General features: G+C 68.4%; 22 protein-coding genes. 16 read left to right on the top strand and 6 right to left on the bottom strand.

Features of this window, described 5'->3' with window-relative positions:
• Positions 1–22: 22 nt before the first annotated feature.
• From ASF53_RS02035 to ASF53_RS01975, 14 genes are all read left to right on the top strand, one after another.
• Positions 23–481 (top strand): phage tail tube protein, encoded by a 459-nt coding sequence (locus ASF53_RS02035; RefSeq protein ID WP_056192958.1) that lies wholly within the window; start codon positions 23–25, stop codon positions 479–481.
• Entirely contained in the window at positions 478–876 is a 399-nt protein-coding gene (locus ASF53_RS02030) for a gene transfer agent family protein (protein ID WP_056193860.1), read from the top strand. The genes ASF53_RS02035 and ASF53_RS02030 overlap by 4 nt, the downstream gene beginning before the upstream one ends.
• Positions 873–1,049: a hypothetical protein gene (locus tag ASF53_RS25500; protein ID WP_156635324.1), complete on the top strand. Its 177-nt coding sequence runs from the start codon at positions 873–875 to the stop codon at positions 1,047–1,049. Before ASF53_RS02030 ends, ASF53_RS25500 begins: the two co-directional genes overlap by 4 nt.
• 15 nt (positions 1,050–1,064) lie before the next feature.
• The gene (locus tag ASF53_RS02025) at positions 1,065–3,338 is read left to right on the top strand and encodes a hypothetical protein (protein ID WP_056192955.1); all 2,274 of its coding nucleotides are present in this window, start codon (positions 1,065–1,067) and stop codon (positions 3,336–3,338) included.
• Positions 3,339–3,341: 3 nt separating this feature from the next.
• Entirely contained in the window at positions 3,342–3,713 is a 372-nt protein-coding gene (locus ASF53_RS02020) for a hypothetical protein (RefSeq protein WP_056192951.1), read from the top strand.
• 7 nt (positions 3,714–3,720) lie between these two features.
• Positions 3,721–4,266: a DUF1833 family protein gene (locus ASF53_RS02015; protein WP_056192948.1), complete on the top strand. Its 546-nt coding sequence runs from the start codon at positions 3,721–3,723 to the stop codon at positions 4,264–4,266.
• A complete protein-coding gene (locus ASF53_RS02010) occupies positions 4,263–4,658 on the top strand; it encodes a hypothetical protein (RefSeq protein WP_056192945.1) in 396 nt (131 codons plus the stop codon). Before ASF53_RS02015 ends, ASF53_RS02010 begins: the two co-directional genes overlap by 4 nt.
• Positions 4,659–4,661: 3 nt before the next feature.
• The gene (locus ASF53_RS02005) at positions 4,662–9,785 is read left to right on the top strand and encodes a host specificity factor TipJ family phage tail protein (RefSeq protein ID WP_056192943.1); all 5,124 of its coding nucleotides are present in this window, start codon (positions 4,662–4,664) and stop codon (positions 9,783–9,785) included.
• An 83-nt stretch (positions 9,786–9,868) separates the two neighbouring features.
• Positions 9,869–11,128 (top strand): hypothetical protein, encoded by a 1,260-nt coding sequence (locus ASF53_RS02000; RefSeq protein ID WP_056192939.1) that lies wholly within the window; start codon positions 9,869–9,871, stop codon positions 11,126–11,128.
• Positions 11,128–11,577: a hypothetical protein gene (locus tag ASF53_RS01995; protein ID WP_286134050.1), complete on the top strand. Its 450-nt coding sequence runs from the start codon at positions 11,128–11,130 to the stop codon at positions 11,575–11,577. The genes ASF53_RS02000 and ASF53_RS01995 overlap by 1 nt, the downstream gene beginning before the upstream one ends.
• Before the next feature lie 10 nt (positions 11,578–11,587).
• Positions 11,588–11,884: a hypothetical protein gene (locus ASF53_RS01990; protein WP_056192931.1), complete on the top strand. Its 297-nt coding sequence runs from the start codon at positions 11,588–11,590 to the stop codon at positions 11,882–11,884.
• 68 nt (positions 11,885–11,952) lie between these two features.
• On the top strand, positions 11,953–12,753 hold the full coding sequence (locus tag ASF53_RS01985) for a peptidoglycan-binding protein (RefSeq protein WP_056192929.1): 801 nt from the start codon (positions 11,953–11,955) through the stop codon (positions 12,751–12,753).
• Positions 12,754–12,807: 54 nt separating this feature from the next.
• Complete coding sequence (locus ASF53_RS26215; RefSeq protein ID WP_200943152.1) at positions 12,808–13,200, top strand: hypothetical protein; 393 nt, start codon at positions 12,808–12,810, stop codon at positions 13,198–13,200.
• Positions 13,201–13,251: 51 nt separating this feature from the next.
• Positions 13,252–13,686: a hypothetical protein gene (locus ASF53_RS01975; protein ID WP_056192926.1), complete on the top strand. Its 435-nt coding sequence runs from the start codon at positions 13,252–13,254 to the stop codon at positions 13,684–13,686.
• 618 nt (positions 13,687–14,304) lie between these two features.
• Here the strand turns inward: ASF53_RS01975 and ASF53_RS01970 are convergent.
• Together ASF53_RS01970 and ASF53_RS01965 are read right to left on the bottom strand one after the other, a co-directional pair.
• The gene (locus ASF53_RS01970) at positions 14,305–14,727 is read right to left on the bottom strand and encodes a hypothetical protein (protein ID WP_200943151.1); all 423 of its coding nucleotides are present in this window, start codon (positions 14,725–14,727) and stop codon (positions 14,305–14,307) included.
• An 846-nt stretch (positions 14,728–15,573) separates the two neighbouring features.
• On the bottom strand, positions 15,574–16,104 hold the full coding sequence (locus ASF53_RS01965; RefSeq protein WP_286134048.1) for a hypothetical protein: 531 nt from the start codon (positions 16,102–16,104) through the stop codon (positions 15,574–15,576).
• A gap of 347 nt (positions 16,105–16,451) precedes the next feature.
• Between ASF53_RS01965 and ASF53_RS01960 the strand changes: the two genes are divergently transcribed.
• Both ASF53_RS01960 and ASF53_RS01955 read left to right on the top strand, forming a co-directional pair.
• Complete coding sequence (locus ASF53_RS01960) at positions 16,452–18,230, top strand: ABC transporter ATP-binding protein (RefSeq protein WP_056192920.1); 1,779 nt, start codon at positions 16,452–16,454, stop codon at positions 18,228–18,230.
• 62 nt (positions 18,231–18,292) lie between these two features.
• Entirely contained in the window at positions 18,293–19,171 is an 879-nt protein-coding gene (locus ASF53_RS01955; RefSeq protein WP_056192916.1) for an aldose 1-epimerase family protein, read from the top strand.
• Positions 19,172–19,183: 12 nt separating this feature from the next.
• Here ASF53_RS01955 and ASF53_RS01950 read toward each other — a convergent pair whose 3' ends face one another.
• The 4 genes from ASF53_RS01950 to rplM form a co-directional block, all read right to left on the bottom strand.
• Positions 19,184–19,393 (bottom strand): TOBE domain-containing protein, encoded by a 210-nt coding sequence (locus ASF53_RS01950; protein ID WP_056192912.1) that lies wholly within the window; start codon positions 19,391–19,393, stop codon positions 19,184–19,186.
• A 78-nt stretch (positions 19,394–19,471) separates the two neighbouring features.
• The gene (locus tag ASF53_RS01945) at positions 19,472–19,852 is read right to left on the bottom strand and encodes a DUF2293 domain-containing protein (protein ID WP_056192909.1); all 381 of its coding nucleotides are present in this window, start codon (positions 19,850–19,852) and stop codon (positions 19,472–19,474) included.
• A gap of 83 nt (positions 19,853–19,935) precedes the next feature.
• Entirely contained in the window at positions 19,936–20,421 is a 486-nt protein-coding gene (gene rpsI, locus ASF53_RS01940) for a 30S ribosomal protein S9 (protein ID WP_004446858.1), read from the bottom strand.
• Positions 20,422–20,423: 2 nt separating this feature from the next.
• The gene (gene rplM / locus ASF53_RS01935) at positions 20,424–20,885 is read right to left on the bottom strand and encodes a 50S ribosomal protein L13 (protein ID WP_004446860.1); all 462 of its coding nucleotides are present in this window, start codon (positions 20,883–20,885) and stop codon (positions 20,424–20,426) included.
• Positions 20,886–21,092 lie beyond the last annotated feature (207 nt).

Here is a 21,092-nt window from a genome sequence, read left to right as displayed (position 1 = left end):
CTGAGACAACCCGGAGACGACAATGGCCCAGCCCAACGCGTTTGGGGGCAAGGACCTGCGCGTGATGCGCAAGTCCGGCCCCGCCGATGCCGCCCCAAAATTCATGGGCACCATCACCACAAAGGGGCTCACCGAGACGGTCGAGTACGACGACGCCACCGTCCCGAACACCGACAACCCCGACGCCGTCTGGGCCCGCCGCTCGCTGGCGAAGGGCACGGCCTGGTCTGTCAGCATTTCGGGCGTCGCTGATCCGCTGGCCTATAAGCAGATGCGCGCCGACATGAAGTCGGGCGTGCCGACCTACCTGCAGATCCAGGTGGCCAAGCCCCTCGCGCAGGGCGGTGGCCGCTGGGACGGTGCGGTCCTCTACGAGAACCTGCAGATCCAGTCCGACGCGGGCGGCGTCGTCAAGTTCACCGGTCAGCTTCGCGGCGACGGTGATCTGGATTGGACCGACGCGGCGGCGGGCGGCGCATGAAGACCGACACCTCCGCGACCGCGCTCCACGCGGATTTCGCCGGCCGCACGCTCAAGTTCGAGCTGCGCATCGGCGAGATCGGCGAGCTGGAACGGCGCTGCAACGCCGGCATCGGTGAAATCATGGTGCGGCTGGCAGCGCACCGGTTCTTCGCCCACGACATCGTCGAGCCGATCCGGCTCGCGTTGATCGGCGGCGGCCTCTCGCAGGCCGATGCCGAGACGCTGATGCGCTGGAACGTGTTCGGCCGTCCGCTGGCCGAGAACCTGCAGCTCGCCGGCAGCATCCTCGAGGCGGCCGTCTCCGGGGTGCCGGCGCCGGGAAATCCGGCGACGGAGGGGGCGAGCGACGCAGCCCCGGAGACCTCTCCGTCTTCTACCGATCCGGCGGCATGATGGGGCTGACGCCCCGTCAGGTCGATGCGCTGACGCTGCCTGAGATGGCGGCGATGTTCGAAGGCTTCCGGCAATTCCACTCCGGAGCCAAGCCCGACGAAGAGCCCGAGGAGCCCAGCCTCGACGCCTTCTTCGCCGCCCGGGCCGAGGCCATGGCCGCCGGCAACCTCTGACAGCGGACCTTCCCCATGGCCGAACCGCTCCGCATCCGCTTCGCGACGGACCATTCCGCCGCGAAGTCGGGGATGCAGGACCTCGCCGCGTCCGTAGTGGCGAACATGATCAAGGTCTCGGATGCCCTGGACGACGGCATCAAGGCCAACGGCGGCTACGCGGCGACCTTCAAGACGCTGGCCACCAGCGTCGGCAAGGACGCGCTCAACGTGGCGAATGCCGGTCTCTCGACGGCGGCCAACACCAACCTCTCCATCGTCGCCACCGCCGGCGCGATCGGCAAGGCGGCGGCCGAGACGAAGACGGCCGGCGTTGCCATGAACGTCGCGGCGGGCGCTGCGCGTGCGCAGGCCTCCTTCGCGTTCGCCGTGGTGCGCAACGAGGCGACGCAGACCATGCGGATGCTCGCCTCGTCGCCGCTGGTCGTCGGCAGCGTCGTCGGCCTCGCAGCGGCCGTGGCGGGATACCAGTTCGTCACGTCCGCGATCGAGCAGGCGAACGCTCAGATCGAGAAATTCATCGCGCTCGGCAACAACGCCAGCCGTGCCGGCGTCGGCGTCGAGTTCTGGCAGCGCTTCCTGGAAGGCGCCAAGTCGGCAAAGCTCGAAGTCGCCGAGGTCGAGGCGATGCTGAAGAGTGCCGGCAAGGCCGTCACCCCGCGCTTCGAGGAAGAGGACCCGATCAAGAAGCGCCTCTCGGAGCTGTTCGACTCCGGCTACCTCGGGAACTACGAGGGCGAGGGCATCTCGCAGTACCGCGCCGCCGGGAACAACGAGGAGCGGATCCGCGCCGCCCTGCAGGCGATGCGCGAGCTGATGAACCTCGGTGATCGCCTCGCCGCGATCGACCTGGGCGAGAAGCTCTTCGGCAGCGAGACGGCCGAGCTGCTGCGCTCCGGTCGCCTCGACATCGAGGCGATGGCCGCAGCCCTGGACCGGCAGCGCGACGACCTGGTGAAGCAGGAAGAGGTCGATCGGGCGCAGGAGTTCCGCGACCGCCTGGACACGGCCTACAAGACGATCAACGATTTCTTCCTCGTCTCGGTGGCGTTGGAGGGCAGCGGCCGGGCGATCCTGGACACCTGGCTCGGCATCGTCGAGGGCATCGCTCAGGCGACCAAGAACCTCGGCACCTTCTACAACAAGGTCCAGGATGTCCAAGCCGAGGGCGCCAAGGGGTTCTTCGGGAAGCTGTTCGGCGACAAGGCAGGCGCGGTCGCGGGCGTACTGGCCGCGGATTATTTCGGGACGATCAAAGATGCGACGGTCGCGATGGCCGGCATCACGCAGGAAGGCCTGCGGGACCAAGCCTACGGCACCCGCACCCTGTACGACAAGCCGATCGGCCCGGAGATGCCGCCGGCGCCGGCGGGCACGATCACCAACGCGCCGATGCCGCCGCGCCGGCCGCTCGACATGGTGCTCAACCCGGAAAAGTACGGGATCGGGGTGAAGCCCACCGGCTCGAAGGGCAGCGAGGGCGGCACCGACGCCGTCGAGACCTTCATTAACAGCCTGGAGAAGTCGGTGGCGGGGCTGAAGGCGGAGACCGAGGCCTTCAGCAAATCGAACGCTGAGAAGGCTGCAGCCATCAACCTGGCGAAGCTGCGCGAGACGGCCGAGCAACAGGGCATCACCCTCACCGAGGCGCAGATCGCGAAGACCAAGGCGGCCTCGGAGGCCGTCGCGACCTACAAGGACAAGCTCCAGGACCTGGAGCAGCAGGAGCGCCAGACCGCGGATGCGGCCCGGCACTTCGGCAACACGCTCTCCGACGCCCTCGGGGATGCGATCCTCGAAGGAAAGGGCCTGCAGAACATCCTCCTCGACGTGTCGAAGATGATGGTCCGCAGCGGCCTGCAGGCGATGATGACGGGGCAAGGGCCGCTTGCCGGCCTGCTCGGCACGGCGCCGGCGGCCAGCCAGGGCGGCAACGCCGTCGGCGGCCTCGCCGGCATGTTCGCCTCCGTCTTCCGCGCCAACGGCGGCCCGGTATCGGCGGGCCGCCCCTACACCGTCGGCGAGATGGGGCAGGAGATCTTCGTGCCCGACTCCAACGGCCGGGTGATGCCGATCTCCCGGGGCGGGTTCGGCGGCATGGGCGGCCCGGCGTTCCAGATCATCGATCAACGCACCATGGCCGCGCCGGCGCCCGAGGTCCGCCGCGGCCCGGGCGGGTCGATGCAGATCCTCCTGCGCGACCTGGAAGGCGGGATCGGCCAGCGCGCAGCGCGCGGCCAGGGCGCCTTCGCCGGCGCCGTCAGTGGACCCGACCGCCGCAAGGGCTGATCCATGACCATCGAAGCCTGGCCCCCGGGCCTGCCGGACCTAGTCGGTCTGGCGGGCTCTCTCGGCTCGTCCCAGCTCTACGAGCCGGCGCAGACCACGCGGATGGATGACGGCCCCGGCCGGACCCGCCGGCGCACGCTCACCGTCGAGACGCCGCGCAGCATCACCCTGGTGCTGAAGCGGGCCGAGTTCGAGCTGTTCCTGCAGTTCGTCCGCGTCACGCTCAACAACGGCGCCAAACGCTTCACCGCTCGCGTGCGCCTGCCGTCCGGCCGGGTCGGCACCCGCACCTGCCGCATCGACGGGGCCGTATCCGAACAGGATGCCGGCCCGCACAGCCGCGTGACCTTCACCCTCCGTGTTTACGACTGGTGATCCCGCCATGACCCTGAAAGCCGCGCTCGCCGAGTCCTACGCGTCCGGCGACGAAGAGGGCGTCGTGGTGACGGCGGCGCAGATCGACCACGAGAGCTTCGACACGCCGATCTTCGTCGTGACCGGCCTCGATACGGCCACCGGCGAACCGGCCGAGAAGGTCGGCCTGCCGATCGATGAAGGCGGCGCCGCGGTTCCGCACACGCCCTGCGCCTTCACCTTCGTCCGTACCGGCGCCGACCATGACGGCCCGACCGACGGCAAGGTCCAGATCGACAACGTGAGCGACCTGCTGCACGGGCCGCTCAAGGGCGCGATCGGCTACAACGCGGCGATCAGCATCACCTTCCGGCAGTACCGCGTCCTGCCCGGCGCGCTTTCGGCCGTGACCGGGCCTGACGAGGTGATCGAGGGCCTGCTCCTCACCACGGTCGATCTCACCGCCGACACGGCCGAGGGCACCCTGTCGTGGCCAGACGGGCGCGATCAGAACGTGCCGACGGGCCCGAACGCCTTCTTCGACCGCGCAAACTACCCCAGCCTGTTCTCGTGATCGAACGGGCCGCCTTCCTCACCGGCCTGCGCCGGCGGCCCTACGATCCCGTCGGCTTCAACTGCTGGCACGCGGCGAGCCTGATCGAGCGCGAGCTGTTCGGCCGCGCGCTGCCGCTGGTCGAGATCGAGGGGATGGGCTTCCGCGAGCGCGTGGAGGCCTTCGCCTCTCATCCGGAGCGCCGGGCTTGGCGCGAGATCGCGGCGCCGATCGACGGCGCTTTCGTGCTGATGGGCCGCGCCCGTGGCCGCGAGCACCATTGCGGCGTCTGGCTCGCCGAGGGCGGCGGCCGGATCTGGCACGGCGACGCTCCGCACGGCGTCATCGACGACACCCCGCTCGAGCTGGCGCAGTCGCGCCGCTGGCTTCTCTCCTACCACGCCCCGGTCTGATCCATGACTGTCGTCGCGCTGACCAACGTGGCGGGCCAGGCCCGCGGCGAACCCATCCGGCTGGCCGGTCGCCGTCGGCGGCTCTCGACCATCGTTGCGCGTCACCGCCCGGTCGGCCGGCGCATTCTCGTGTCGGTGCATCGCAACGCGATCGACGAAGCCTCCCTCGTGCCGAGCGATGCGACCGTGCGGCTGCGGGAGACCTGGAGCCGCACCCTGGTCGGCCCGCGGGACGTCGTCGTCATCACCATCCTGCCGCTCGGCGGCGGGGGCAGCAGCAGCGGCGGCGGCGGCAGCAAGAGCCCACTCGGCATCGGGCTGGCGATCGCCTCGATCGCACTGATCGCGATCGCGCCCTACGCGGCGCCGGCGCTGGCGGGTGCCGCGGTGTTCGGCGCTGGCGTCGGTGCCACCACGGGCACGCTCGCGACCGCCATTCAGGTCGGCATGGTGGTGGGCGGCGTGGCGCTCGGGGCCGCGGCGCAGCTCGCCAACGGCGCCGGCGCGAAGACCAAGAACCGGACGCTCTACAGCGTCAGCGGCGGCGGGAACGTGCCGCGTGAAGGCGCGCGCAAGCCCCTGCTCTACGGGCGGTGCTGGTCGACGCCGCCGCTCTCCCAGCGCGATTTCTTCCGTTACGAGGGCGACACCATGGTCCTGACCAAGCGGATGACGCTTGGCCTCGGCCGCTTCAAGATCCACGCCATCAAGGCCGGCGGGGCGACGTTCTGGACCGAGGCCGGCGGTCTTGAGGGGGCCTTCAACGTCGCCGGCAACGCCGTCGAGTTCCCCTATGAGACGGCTTCGCAGCTCGCCGTCGGCGACGCGGTGTCCAGCGGCGACGTCGCCGGGCTGGAGCTGCCGCGCCCGGGCAGCAACCCGGCCGTCACGCCGTGGTACCGGCTGCAGCCACAGGGCGTCTCCGTCGATCAGGCCCTGCTGTCCTGGTCGTACCAGTCGGTGTCGCGCACGTCGTCGGCCGGGCGCCAGGCCGCGGGCTACGCCGGCGTCGTCTTCATGGCGCGCCGCATCGATCCGGTCACCGGCGCAGGCATGGGTGCGCCGTTCGAGCTGCTGCGCGACGCCATCGGCCCGGTGCTGAGCCCGGCGACCGCCCTGCGCTATTCCAGGACGGTGCGCCTGCCCGCCCGCGGCGCGTACGAGGTCTATGGGCAGAACCTCTACCCCGACGCCGCCTTCGCCGAGAACAAGGCGAGCTGGGACGAACTGGTCGGTCTCATCGATGACGTCCGGATCCGGCCGGCGACGTCGGAGATCGTGATCCAGGTCCGCGCCGGCCCGGGCTTGAACTTTGCCGCCTTCAGCGATGTGAGCGTCCTCGCGACCCGCATCCTGCCGGTGTGGAACGGCTCGACCTGGACGGAAGAGCCGACCCGCAAGGCGGTGTGGGCCGCGGCCGACCTCGTGCGCAACGAGTACGGCCTCGATCAGCCGGAAGGCTTCGACCTGGCAAAGGCGCTCCACTACATCGGCGAGCTGAAGGCCGACGACACGTTCGACGGCGCCCTGCCCGAGGTCTCGTCCTATTGGGAGGCCGCCGGCATCGTCCTGCTGCCGATGCGGGCCGATCCGGTGAAGGTCGGCGTGGTGCATTCGTTCGTGCGCGACGAGAGCCGCGCCGAGCCTCGCCACGTCCTCACCCGCCGGCAGATCGTGCGCGACTCCGGCGGCGCCAGCTTCCAGCTCCTCGGCGAGGGCGGGGACGTCATCGTCGAGTTCGACCGCGACGGCGATCCGAAGCGGCCCGACGAGGCGCGCTACAGCTACGGCACGCCCTCGCGCACGCCGCGGCGCTACAAGGTGCCGGGGATTACCGACGGCGATCATGCCTATCGCCACGCCAAATGGCTGGCGCTGGTGTCGGTGTTTCGCGGCGCCTCGCGCACCGTCGTCACCGAATGGGACGGGCGCCTCGTCTACCCGGGCGACCACGTCCTCTCGGATCTGTGGTTCCTGAAGGGGCCGGTGGTCTACGGCGTCGCCGGCGCCGTCGGCCGCGTCCTCACCCTGGATTGCGACGCGAACCTCTCCTCCGAATGGGGCTTCGGCTCGATCCGGACCCGGTTCGGCCGGGAGTGGGGCATCCTGCGGATGCGCGGGCTGGGTGCTCGCCGCGTCGAGCTGCACCCCGACGACGTTGCGATCGCGGAAGCCCGCCTCGTCCAGACGGTTGATGGGCCGATCCGGCTTGCCCTGGCCGACGTGCTCGCTCGCGACACGCAAGATCCGACCACCCTTGTCGTCGGCGAGCTCGAGGAGCTGCAGGAAACCTACGTCGTCCGCGCGGCCCTTCCGACCGATGCCGACCACGTCCGTATCGAGATGCTGCAGGACGATCGGCGCATCTGGGAGCTGCTGGGCGAAGAGGTACGCGGCCCGGTGCCGGTCAATCCGGACGCCCTGGCCGAGCCGCTGCTGCCGAACATCAAGACGCTGCGGGGCCGGTGCGAGCGCATCGAGACCGGCATTGAGGTTGTGTGGAGCATCGCGCCGCCCCGCGGCGCCCGCTCCTACGATGTCTGGCTCTCCTACGACGGTGACGTCACCCGCGAGCGGCTGTCGAGCGGCACCGCGATCGAGGGCCGCGCGCCGATCCGGCAGTCCGAGGCCGTCGTCACGCTGATCGCCGTCGCCTATGGTAGCACCGGCCTGGCTGGCCGTGAGGCCGAGACCACCTTCTCGACGGTGGCGCCGATCGTGCGCGGCGAAGTCGTCGATATCTCGACCCTGACGCCGATTCCCTATGAAAAGCTGGGGCCGGACGCGCAGGGCAAGATCGCCGAGGCGAATGCAAAGGCTGATGTGGCAAAGGCGGCGGCCGACGCCGCGAGCCAAGAGGCGGCCAGTGCCCTCGCCAGCGCTTATGGCCGGGTCGATGAATTGATCCGGGGGCTTGCTGTAGACCCGGCGGTACGGGTCGGCCACATCAACGCCGTCATGGGCGACGTCCGCAAGGACATCTCGCTCCTGACCGAGGCGACCTTCCGGCTCCTCGCCGACGTGGCGACCCTGCGCGACAATCAGGCGGCGGCTGGCATCGAGATCCTGCCGGACGAAGGCCGCGTCCGCATCGCCGCCGTGGCGAAGCTGGAGGCCGAGACCGGCCAGCGCCTGACCTCGCTCTCCGTGCTGGTCGATGCGCTCAAGGGGCAGATCGACCTCTACGGATCGGTCCAGGGCAAGGACGTGTCGGGCCTCGTCACCGACATCAACGCCGTCCGTGTTCGCCTCGATGCCGTGGCTGCGACGGTCTCGACGCTGGCGACCTCGGCGCAGTTCGACGGGGTGAGTGCACGTCTCGGCACGGCCGAGCAGACCATCACCGCACAAGGCGCGGCGATCGAGCAGCGGGCCACGCTCACCACGGTGAACGCGCAGGGCGTCCGCCTGAGCAGCGCGGAGACCCGCATTTCGGCGACAGAAGGCAGCATCCGCAACGTCGTCACAGCCGCCGGCACGAGCGCCGTCGATCTGCCGCTGATGGTCGGCACGCTGGCGCAGATGCTCGACTACCTCGGCGAGCAAACCGGGGGCCTGTACGAGCACGTCGCCCGCGCCGAGACCGCCACCTCCGCCAATTTCGACGAGGCGGGCCGGTCCGTCGCCGAGGTGTCCACGCGGTTGCTCGCCTTCCAGGACGACACGGCGGCGCAGTTCCTGACCGTCACGCGGGCGATTGCCGGCAACGGTGAGGCCCTGGTGCAGAGCCAGACCTTGCTTTCGGCGCAGGTCGGCAAGGTCGCGGCGGACGTCACCTCGGAGATCCAGGTGCGGGCCGCGGCCGACGCGGCGCAGACGACCCGCATCGACGGGGCGGTGTCGCGGATCGGGACCGCCGAGGCGCGGATCGTGACGGAGGAGCAGACGCGCGCTAGCGAGACCGGTGCCTTGTCGCAGCGTGCCGCCAGCCTCGAGGCCCGAACCGGCACCAACGAGGCCGGCATCATGAGCCTCAACAGAGCCGTCACGGATAATCAGAGCGCCACCGCCTCGCAGTTCCAGGGCGTCAACGCGCGCTTCGGGACCGTGGAGGGCAAGGTCGCCGCGGCGGAAGGCAACATCCAGACGCTGTTCAGGGCCTATGCCGACGGCGACAGCGCGCTGAGCCAGCGCATCGACACGACGAATGCGCGTGTCGGCGGCGTCGAGGCGGGGTTGGTCACGGAGCAGAAGGCGCGGGCCGACTCTGTCAGCGCACAGGCGGAGCGCACAACGCGTTTGACTGCACAGACCGACGCAGACCGGATTTACCTGCAAGGGGTCGCCCGACAGACGGACAGCGATCGGGGCTACTTTCTCGCCTCGGAGCGTGCTCGGATCGACACGGAGGGGGCCCTCAGTCAGCAGATCGCCGGGCTCGGCGCGCGAGTCGGGAACAACGAGGGCACGATCAACCAGGTCTCCACCGCGCTCTCGAACACGGTACAGGCGCAGGCTGGCACCAACATCGATCTGTATGCTCGCTCGGATGCCGGCACCGCGTTCGGCCGGATCAGGTTCGAGGGAGTGTCGGCGCCGGCCGGTGTGGCGGTCCGGTTCTCGATCCAGCTTTCGACCGAGCGGAATGGCTTCTACCGCAACTCCGGCCTGTTCATGGACATCCTGGGCGATGGTTCGTCCCGGATCCTGTTCGACGCAAACCTGATCGCCTTCACCGCCAACGGAGGGACGACCTATCCGTTTCGCTTTACCGGTGCCGAGACGTACATCGACACTCTTCGTGTCGGGCCGGGCAATCTGCTGCCGAACAGTATCTCTCAGTCGAATGCCGGCTTCGACCCCAATTCCAACTCCATTAGCTTTAAGGTGAATGTTCGGCCTGGGTCCGCGGTGCTGATCTTTGCCGAGTTCTACGGACAGCCGGACCAACCCTTGGCGCCGGGCCAGCAAGGTATCTTGCGCATCGCGCGTGATGGCGTTGCCCTGCGCGATAAGGGAATGAACTACTACGTAACGCGCGCGGCCAACGGGAATACAGTTCAGACCCTTGGCACAGAGGCGTTCTACCGCGACGTGCCGCCCCCCGGCGAGCGCACCTACACGATTGCCGCGACCAACGGTCAGAGCGGCGTCGCCTACACCTTCTTCGAGATCACCGGCTCCTAGGCCGTCGCGTCTCTGAGCGCCTTCTGCACGACCCCGCGAACAACTCCGCTCTGCCATCCCCTCGCCTCTGAGGACGCTCGCCTATGCCTCTCTACGGCCCCTCGACCGCCACCGCGACGGTCACCGCGAACACCAACTCGGTGGCGATCGCCGGCATGGATCTGAACGCCGTCGTCCAGCAGGGCATGACGATCAGTTTCGGCGCTCGCGACCGGGCTGTCGGCGACGCCTGGATCATCAACACGGTGGTCCCAAACGGCACGAACGGCGGCACGCTCACCACCGCGGGCAGCATCTCGACCGCCTACAACAGCGTGCCCTTCCTGATCGACACGCGGGGTTTCAACGGCACCGACTCCAGCTTCGCGGCGGCGGTGAGCCTGAAGCTGCTGGCGACGCTCACCAACCTGCTCGGCACCGCCACCAACCTGTTCGCGGGATCGCGTCAGCTCGTGCTCGACAAGGTGGCGAGCACCGCAATCGGGCGCGTCGCCTTTGCCATCGCCGGCCGGACCTGGGGCGACATCGCCCAGCGCAGCCTCACCTACACCCCGACCGGGGGGCAGGGAGCCGCCATCGAGACGCTGGCCCTGCGCGCCTTCCCCGACGGTGCCACTCCGATCGATGCCCTGTTGCTCGACCTCACCACGGGCACGGGCGATCTGCGCAAGGGCAACACCTTCATGGTGGCGGCGAGCATGGTCGATCTCGGCTCGGCGCCTGCCGGCAAGGTTTCGATTTCCGGCTCTGCCCCGATCAACTCATTTGGCCCCGGTCGTCATCTCGACCGCCTCGTGCACATCCTGGAGGGCGGCAGCACGATCACGCACAACGGCGTGAGCCTCATTCTCCCCGGCGGCGTCAACATCGTGACCCGGCCGGGGGACTGTTTCCATGCCACGTCCGACGCGTCGGGAAACTGGCGCGTGCGCGACTACCAGCGGGCCACCGGTCGACCGCTGTTTACGCCCACGGTCGTCGCCGGCAACAGCGGCCCGACATCGATCCCCGGTGGTGTCACGCGATACTTCACGCACAACCTCGTCGGCGCGTCGGCCTTCAACGTCTACGTCCTAGCCGGTCGCCGGGGCATCTTCCGAAACCTGCGCGTTGTCGGCGTCGATACGCCGGGCTCCGGTCAAAGCGTCAAGTTCACCCTGCAGAAGCTCTTCAGTGACACCGCGCTGACCTGCACCATGACGGCCGGCAATGCAGCGAGCGATCTCGTCAACAGCGTCGCGTTCGAGCCGGGCGAACGCTGGTCGATCAAGGCCGAGACGAGCGCCGGGGCCAATCAGCTCAGCAATTACCTCTTCGCCATGGACTTCGAGGTCACGGACTGATGGCAACGCTTTTGCAAATTCGCGACGATCAGGGGCGCAAGCTCACCCTGCACATGATCGAGGATGGCGAGCCGCGTCCCGATTTGCCGGTTGGATGGTCCTTCGAGCCGGTCGATGACGCTCCGCTCTGGACAGCGCCGGCCAACGCGATCTCGGACCGCCAGTTCGCGCAGGCGCTCGCGCTTGCCGGCACCATCTCCGAAGCCGAGGCGCTGGCCTGGACCGCGCGGGGCGATCTGCCTGCAGCCATGGAAGCCGCGCTGGTGAAGATCCCCGAGGCGGGCGGCCACCGCTTCGGCGCGCGGATGATGCTGGCCGGCGCGACCAGCTTCGAGCGCGACCACCCGCTCACCGATCAGCTCGGCGGCCTGCTCACCAACCCGGCCACCGGCCAACCCTATGACGCTGCGGCGCTCGATGCGCTGTGGTCGCGCGCCGCCGCCTTGTGAGGAGCGATCCATGCTGACCCTGACCAAGACCGTCACGACGACGGAAACGCTCGATACGCCCGAGGCCATCGCCGACCACGTGCACGCCGAGTTCCTGCGGCGCGTCGAGGCGGCGCCTTTCAAGTTCGGCGACCGGGTCCGGATCACCAGCCGCGACGGGATCCCGCCCGAGTTCATGATCGGCGACGTCGGCACGGTGATGCTGTGCGATCCGGAGTTCTCGCAGCTCACCACCCTGTTGGGCGTGAACACCACCGGGATGACGATCCAGTTCCCGGTGCCGACGGCGAACCTCGAAGCCGCCTGAGACCGACCCGCTCGCCGCGCCTCCCGGCCCGAGCCCGACACGTCCCCTCGATTTCGGAGAACACCACCATGACCGTCGCCGAGATCCGGCGCGCGCTCTTGGCGCGCGGGTATGCCATCGATACGGCCGGCGGCCTGGACGGGGCGATCCGCGCCTTCCAGCGCGATGCCGGGCTCGAACCCGACGGCGACGTCGGCCCGCTCACCCGGGCCGCCTTCGCCAAGCCGATCCCGGCCAAGCCGAGCGGCACGGTGGCGCCGATCGGCGGCATCGCCGACCTCGTGACGGTCGCGCGGCTGCGGCGCTTCGAGCCGTTCGCCCGCGCCGACATCCTGGCGGCGATCGCCGCCAGTGCGCCGGCGATCGAGGCGGCCGGCATCACCACACCGAAGCGCCTGACGCACTTCCTGGCGCAAGTCGCTCATGAGTCCGCCGGTCTCGCCCGCACCGAAGAGGCGCTGTCCTACTCGGCCGCGCGCATGGTGGAGGTGTGGCCGAACCGATTCCCGACGGTCGCCGCCGCGGCGCCCTACGCCCGCAACCCGCAGGCCCTGGCGAATAAGGTCTACGGCGGCCGGCTCGGCAACCGCCTGGCCGGCGACGGCTGGCGCTACCGCGGCGGCGGCGGCCTCGGGACCACGGGCCGGGCGAACTACGCGGAGGCCGGCTTCGAGGCCGATCCGGACGCGCTGCGCCGTCCTGAGAACTTCCTGGCGCCCGCGCTTCTCTACTGGCGCACCCGCGGCTGCAACGCGCTGGCCGATCGGGACGACGTCGTCGGCATCACGGTGAAGATCAACGGCGGCAAGAACGGCCTCACCGACCGCCGCAAGCGCCTGGCGGCGGCCGAGCGCGTCTTCGTCGCCTGACCCGTTCCGAGCGCCGGCGGTTCCCGGCGCCCCTCCCCTCTCGGAGATCTCCCCATGTCGAAGCTGATCCTCGCCCCCGGCGTCGTCGCCGGGTTGCTCGCGCTCGCCGGTGCCCTCTCCGCGGCCTTCGGCTACCCGCTCGCCGGCGCCATCCTGGCCGATCCCGGCACGGCCGTGAACGCCACCATGGTGGTCACCGGTGTCGTCGGCCTCGTCGCCGGCATCCTCGGCGGCGTTCGCGGGACCGGTGTCCCGGCCCTGCCTGCCCCGGCCATCGCAGCAGGGCTGTTCGCCCTTACGAGCGCGCTCGCCGCCGCGGCCGGCTACCCGCTCGCCGGCGCCATGCTGTCCGACCCCGGCACCGCCACTCAGGCGACCGCGGTGCTGACCGGTCTCGGCGCCGTCGTCGCCGGCATCCTGCCCGGGCTGCGCAAGCCCGCCGCGTGACCCGACCGCCGCCCGCCGCTCCCGGCGGGCGGTTCCCGCGCGGAGACGACGATGCCCGCCTATCCGCCGCCCGTACCACCTGCCGTCCTGATCCGCGCCGGGCTCGATGCCATCGGTGCCGAGCTGGCGACGCGCCTCCCGCTCTCCGAACCGAGACACCGTGCCATGGCTCAGAGCAACGATCTCGCCCTCGACGCCTCGCCGGCCGAGCGCATCGCCGTCTCGCTGGCGCGCCTCGACGAGCGGCAGAAGGCGATGCAGGACACGGCCGACGCCCGCCACGGACAGCTCGTCGCCATGCTGGCCGAGTTCGTGCCGCGCGCGGAGATCGAGTTGAAGCACACCAACATCGGCATCCGCATCTGCGCCGTCGAGGATCGCGTGGGAAAGATCGAGGCGCGGACCTGGAAGGTGGTCGCCGGCATACTGTCGGCGGTTGGCACTGCCCTGGCCAGCGCGATCACGCTACACTTCCGGGGCGGTTAGCGACCATCACCTCCCCTCGACCCGTTGACCGTATCGCGGCGCCCCCTGGCTTCGGCCGGGGGGCGCTTTTTGCGTTTCGGCGCGGCGGAACGGGTCCTTCGCGGTGGGACAAAACCTGGCAAAAACCCTTATCACTCAGCAGGCGCAATGATGGTCCCACCGGGGCTTAAACTGCTGTGCCTTCTCACTTAGTGAGGTCCGTCCCTGGGCACCATCTTTCTGAAGAGCATTTCGCCTCAGAAAATCAGGTTTTCTGATCCCTCTTATTGAGATTACCGCTTCGCCGTCCTCTTTGCCGGCGTTTAGCGACGTATCGCTGACCCTTCGGAAAGGGTCATGCCTCTGCCCATCCTCTCAGAACATTCCGGCTGGACTGGCGCCGACCGATTTCTTTCTCGGCTTACGGGTGCAGCCGGTTGCCGGCTGCGTCATTTCCCTGAGTGCCGCACGCCGCTGACCTGACCAAACGGACCGTCTGACTCGTTCGCCAATCGACCGACAAGAGCCCATGGTGAGGGAGGGGTTCTTCGAGAGGCAACCTCCTGACGATCACCGACACCTGCGAGGATCGGCGCTTCTCCGGCCTGCTTCCTCCACGAGGGCAGCAGCAGTCCTACGTTACCGGAAGCGTGCTGCGAGCTTGCTCGATGCTCCGGGATCGACGCGATGCAGCCGCTCCAGAGCGCGGATCGCCTCCCGCTCCACCGATTGGTGGTAGGCCGCCTTCACCTGATCCACGCGTTCGATGAGAACATTGAGCTTTTCGAGTGGCGTCAGCTCGCGAGCAGCCTCCCCCACCTCTGCCAGTTCCTGAGCCGAGTTTGCGGGCGGCATCGCCCCGACCTTCTCGGCAAGCTCCCGGACAGCCTCGGAAATGATCCCGAGCTGCTGGCCAAAACTTCCGACCTCCTTGATGACCGCGATTTCAATCTCCGGGACGCCCTGGTAGGGCCCTGCCGAGATGTCCTGACTAACTCCGCCGCTCAGCGGTGCGAAAAAGGGAAAGGTGAGCCACGAGTACCAAGTCGGGCTACCGGACATGACGCACCTCGCTCCGCCGCAAGCTGCATCATGGTCGGATGATAGACGCCGAGATTCAAGCTCACTCTCGCGCTTCATTGCACGGGCAGAATACAGGATAGTGATTTCGCAATTTCAGTCGTGACAAAGGCATCACGAAAATGATGCGTAAGCCGGCGCGACGTCTCGTTTGCGAGCCGCGACGAAATTCGCTTGCTGGCTATTGACGGCACCAACGAGAACCGCTGCGCACAGATATAGCCGCGGAGAATAATAGCGGTAGCGTGCCGAGAAGACTTGGTTACAATCCCAGATTATTAATCAATACTTTTTTGCGTCGAAAATCAGTGCTACAGCGACCGAGTTGATTTCGAGCGCACCCAGCCATGATTGATTTTGGATTTACAAATTCGACTGCACCGGAAATCAGCTCAAGCCGGGTGGGCGCTCTACCACTCGAAAAACGAGTCGAGCCGGGGCATGAGGCAGATCAGTGTTCCTGCTGCGCCGATCACGCCCGCCATCATCACTATCGCCGCCACAGTCGGATCCCCGCGTCATCTGTTCGCAGCCATAACGCGGAACAGGCTTGGGAAGTTTCACCGTCTTGGAATGGCGCGCGGGGACGTCAGGGGGGCGTCACCACTTCAGGAAGCGGTCGGCGCTCGGCCGTGCGGCGACGGTGAGGGCGATCGCGCCAAGGGCGCCGATCAACATAATAGCAGCAGCAAGAATCATAACGGTTACTCCACGACGCGGATTCAGGAACGTCCTATGAATCAACGAGTGGAAACGATGGCCCGTGCCGTGCGGCAGATTGGCTTGCCCGAAAAGGGCTTGAGCCTGAACCAGGCTGAAACGCAGGCCTCAGCTATCCCGCCCGATCCCCAGCCCCCGCAGAAGATCACCGATTGGGTCGATCCGGGCGGCTTTCTGCGGCTGCGAGGCGGTCGCCTCCCCGCTTGAAGCCGGGCCCGTGGTGGACGTCTCGACAACCGGAGCCGGTCGCGTGCGCGTCGCGACCTTCGCAGCACGGTGACGCCGCACGGCTTGCACGCGCTGAGCGGTGTCGGCCCGCGCGAGGTCGTCGGCGGCCAGGAGTGCCACCGTCTCAGGGGGTAGCAGAGTGAAGGTGGCGGGCTTCGGCGCCAGCATGCTGCTGCGGTCGTCGATGCTGGGCTTTGCAGCCATGACGGCGCTGTATCGCGGCGGATCGGCCCAGGTAGAACCTTCGGCCGCCTCGGCGCTGCTAACGATCACGCTCTGGGCGCGCGTCGGAGTCGGCGCTGAATTCTGCGTTCTCACGAGAGGAGAGGTCGCGAGAAGACCGAACACCATGACGGCGGTGGTTGCGAAGACGGATCTATAGTGTTCCATGCTTGCGAAACGTACCGCCAAGGTTCTGGTTCCGGCGGCACGAATCTGTCATCGCGGAGCGCGAATCGTCCGCTTGCCGCGTGACCTGGCCCCCGGCCGACCGATCCAAATCGCTCTCGCCAATCCGACCGTGCGGTCAGAGGCTCGACCTAATGATCGCCCCATGCACCTCGACCCGCATTCGCTTGACGCCCCCTCCGCCCGCCATGCTAGAGACCGCGCTCGAGTCAGATGGGCCCAGGGTCCGTTTGTCATCAACCACTTAAGCCGCGCTCCGACAGCATTCGGCCCGGAGCGCACGGGTCCGGGTGTCGTCGCGATTCTGCGTCGGTCCTTCGGATCGCAGCCCCTCTCGCCCCGGTGACTGTTTGAGGCCCCTCCTCGATCTCCTGCGGGTGATGCGGCGGCACGACCGACGGCGGCTCCTGCTGCTCGGGCTCGGGCTCGGGCTCGCGGCCCTGCTCGAAGTGGTCGGCGTCGCCTCGGTGCTGCCGTTCCTCACGCTGGTCGGCGATCCCGGCGCGGCCACGCGTATCCCGTATCTCGGCAACCTCCGCGATGCCTTTGGTCTGACCGACGACCGCACCTTTCTGCTCGCGACTGGCTTTGCCGCGCTCGCGGCGATCCTGCTCACCAGCGCGGTCAACGCCGCTTTCGCTTACGCGCAGCTCCTGTTCGCGCATCTTGTCGGCTACGGTTTCGCCCGGCGCCTGCTCGCCCGCTACGTCGATCGCGAACGCCTGTTCTTCGCCCATGCCAACAGCGCCGAACTCGCCAAGAATGTGCTGAGCGAAACCGACCGTCTCGTCCTCGGCGTGCTCACACCGGCGATGGTGATCGCCTCGCGCGGCGCCTCGGCCCTCGCGGTGATGATCTTCCTGATCGCCTATCAGCCTCGGCTCGCGCTGATCCTCGGCGGCGGCTTCGGCGGGCTCTACGTCGCGATCTACGTGGTGATGCGGGCGCGCCTCTCCCGGCTCGGGACGCGGGCGGTGGCGGGCAACGAGGGACGCTACCGGGTGGTGCAGGAGACCTTCGGCGCGCTGACCGAACTCAAGCTCTACGGCCGGGCCGAGACCTTCACGAGCAGCTTCGATGCGCCGGCGCGCTCCTATGCCCATGCCCTCGCCTCCAGCCTCGTCACTGGGCAGTTGCCGCGCTTCGTCATCGAATCGCTCGCCTTCGGCGGCGTGATCGCCGTGGTGCTGTTCGCGCTGACGCAAGGGATCGACACCGCCGGCATGCTGCCGCTGCTCGGCCTGTTCGCCTTTGCCGGCTACCGCATGCTGCCGGCCTTCCAGAACATCTTCACCGCCGTCTCGCAGTTGCGCTTCCACCTGCCCGGCGTGCGCCTGATCGTCGATGCCCTGGCGGGCGAGCGGGAGCGCAGGCTTCGCACGGCCGAGCGTTTGCCCTTCACGCAGGCGATCCGTCTGGAGAACGTCGCGTTCGACTACGAGCCCGGTCGCCCGACCCTGCGCGGCATCGACCTGACGATCGCCGCGCACACCACCGTCGGCCTCGTCGGCCGCACCGGCTCGGGCAAGTCGACCCTGGTGGGCCTGATCCTCGGCATTCTCACCCCGACGCGGGGCCGCATCCTGATCGACGGCCACCCGCTCGATGCCGAGAGCCTGCCGGTATGGCAGAACCGGATCGGTTACGTGCCACAGGACGTGTTCCTGATCGACGGCAGCATCGCGCAGAACATCGCTCTCGGCATCCCGCCGGACAGCCTCGACCGGGCGGCCGTGGAGCGCGCCGCGCGGCTTGCAGGTGCCCACGACTTCGTCACGGCCCTGTCTGCGAGCTACGACACCGGCGTGGGCGAGCGCGGCGCCCGGCTCAGCGGCGGCCAGCGCCAGCGCATCGGCATCGCCCGCGCGCTGTACCACGACCCCGATGTCATCGTGTTCGACGAGGCGACCAGCGCGCTCGATGGCGAGACCGAAGCCGCGGTGATGGAGGCCCTCGGCGCCCTGGGCGGCACGCGCACGATCATCATGATCGCCCACCGCCTCACCTCTCTGCGCCGGGCCGACACGGTCCACGTCGTCGAGGACGGACGGATCGTCGCCTCGGGGCCGCCCTCGCAGGTGATCGCGGATCCGGCCGTTTCGCCTCCCGTCGCAGCGCCGGCCCGGTAGCGGTCTCGCCCCGACCCGGCTATCGCTTCGAAACAAGGCAGACGCGTGCGGGGGCAAGGGTGATGGACGGGACGGTCGAGATCCGTGCGGATGACGGCAGCACGGCGCGGATCGCGCTCCACGGCGCCGAGCCGGTCTCCTGGCAGGTCGAAGGCCGCGAATATCTCTGGAGCGGCGATCCGGAACACTGGAACCGGCATGCGCCCTGGCTCTTCCCAGTCGTCGGCGCTTCGTCCGGCGGCAGCGTGAAAGTGGACGGCCAGCGCTACCCGATGGCCCAGCACGGCTTTGCCCGCGATCTGCCTTTCGCGATCGTCAGCCAGAGCGCGAACGCGGTCTCCCTGCGGCTGACAGACAGCGAGGCGACACGGCCACACTATCCCTTCCCGTTCAGCCTGACGATCGACGCTCGCATCGCGGGAAAGACGCTGACCTTCGATATCCGGGTCGAGAATCCGGGCAAGGCCGCCCTGCCCTATGCCCTCGGTTTCCACCCCGCCTTTCCCTGGCCCTTCGCCGAGGGCGAGCGTCGCGCCGGTGGCGGCTACGCGGTTCTGTTCGAGGAGGCGGAGCGGCCCTTCGTGCCGGAGGTCGGCGCGGGCGGGCTGCTGGTGCGCAGCGAGCGGGAGCTAACGCTCGACGGTACACGCCTCGACCTCAATCCCGACCTCTTCAGCGAGGCTCTGGTCTTCCTGAACGCGCGGAGCCGGGCGATGCGCTTCGTGTCACCGAGCGGCCGCGCCATCGCCATGCGGATGGAGGACTTCCCCCATCTCGCGATCTGGACCAAGCCGACGGCGCCGTTCCTGTCGCTGGAAGCCTGGACCGGACATGCCGACTGGGCCGGCTTCGACGGCGCTTTGGAGGACCGCGATTCGCAGCGCCTGCTGGCGCCGGGCGCGACCACCCGGCACGGGATCGCGCTGGCGATCGAAGGTTGAGCCTGATGAGGCTCAGTCGACGGCGATGATGACGTCGGAGCTCTTGATCACGGCATAGGCTTCGCCGCCGACCTTGAGCCCGAGCGAGTCGACCGACTCGTTGGTGATGGCCGAGGTGACGATCTGACCGCTGGCGATTTCGATCTTCACATGGGCCGTGGTCGAACCCTTCTCGACCGAAACGACCTTGCCCTTGAGGACGTTGCGCGCGCTGAGCTTCATCGACGAGTATCTCCGCAGTTGAGAGAGGACTCCCTGCCCCAGCGGCAGCCGACCGGCAAGAAGGCCTCTCGGTTTCCCTCACGCTTCGGGGACGTCGTCCTCACCGGGATCGGATTCGGCCTCCTCGGAAACGCGGCGGCGGCAGCCCCATTCGGCGAGCCGCGCGTTCATCTCGTCGAGAACGAAGTGCCGGGCGCTGTCGCGGTCGTAGCCCTCGTCGAGGAGGTCGTCGTACTCGGTGAAGGCGTGCCGGGTGAACGCCGTCAGGGCGAGCCAAACTGCGGTTTCCGGCACCGCACCGCGCAGGCCGGGGCTGCGCAACGCCCGGTCCAGCACCGCCTCGGTCTCGAAATCCGGCAGGCGCGGGGCGAGACGGGCCAACGCCTCGGCCAGGACGGCGCGGCGGTCCATCGGCGGCGCGGTCTCGCTCGGACGGTCCGGGCTCCCTGCCCTCTTCATGCGACGGCCTCGCGTCGATCCTAGAGACGAAAAGGGCGGAGCCTTGCGGCCCCGCCCTTTGCACCATCGATACGTGAAACGCCTTAGCGCTTCGAGAACTGGAAGCTGCGGCGAGCCTTCTTGCGGCCGTACTTCTTGCGCTCGACGACGCGCGGGTCGCGGGTCAGGAAGCCTTCGCGCTTGAGCGAGGAGCGCAGCTCCGGCTCGTAGTAGGTCAGCGCCTTGGACAGGCCGTGACGCACGGCGCCGGCCTGACCGGAGAGACCGCCACCCTTCACCGTGACGGTGATGTCGTACTGATCGACGCGGGAGACGATCTCCAGCGGCTGGCGCAGGATCATGCGCAGCACCGGGCGGGCGAAGTAGGTCTCGACCGGGCGGCCGTTGACGACCACGGTGCCGTTGCCGGGCTTGATCCAGACGCGGGCGACTGCGTCCTTACGCTTGCCGGTCGCGTAAGCGCGGCCCTGGGCGTCCAGCTTCTGGACGTGGACGGGCGCCTCGTTCTCGGGGTTGCTCGTCTGGGTGTTCGCCCGATTGAGGTCGGCGAGGGACTGAAGGGTCGCCATGATCAAGCGCTCACGTTCTTACGGTTGAGGGAGCCGACGTCGAGCGCCTGCGGCTGCTGGGCCTCGTGGGGATGCGCGGCACCCTTGTAGACGCGCAGGTGGCCGAGGATCTGGCGGAAGAGCGGGCCACGCGGCAGCATGCGCTCGACGGCCTTCTCGACCACGCGCTCGGGGAACCGGCCCTCGAGGATGAACTTGGCCGAGCGCTCCTTGATGCCGCCCGGGTAGCCCGTGTGGTGGTAGTAGACCTTCTGGTCGTACTTGCGGCCGGTGAACTTCACCTTGTCCGCATTGATGACGATGACGTGGTCGCCGCAATCGACGTGGGGCGTGTAGGCGGGCTTGTGCTTGCCGCGCAGACGCATCGCCACGATCGAAGCGAGACGGCCCACGACGAGGCCCTCGGCGTCGATCACGACCCACTTCTTGTCGACGTCGGCGGGCTTCAGCGAAGTGGTCTTCATGGCCGATTCCCGTGCCGGTGACGTTGGAAATAAGGCGCCGCCGCGTCGGGTAAGGACGCAGCGGCGTACGGCCGGGTCACTAGGGGGATTCTGCGTCCTCGTCAAGGCAGACAGTGAACGGCTCGGCGAGAAAAACGCAATCCCTGGAAGGCTTTTGCGGTTGAGGTATTCAGATACCGCACATCGTTTGCCGTGACGGCTTTCGTG

Origin of the sequence: Methylobacterium sp. Leaf123, assembly GCF_001423405.1 — a bacterium.
Taxonomy (GTDB): Bacteria; Pseudomonadota; Alphaproteobacteria; order Rhizobiales; family Beijerinckiaceae; genus Methylobacterium.
The sequence above is the reverse complement of the archived record's forward strand: the minus strand, read 5'-3'. Positions and strand labels throughout refer to the sequence as shown.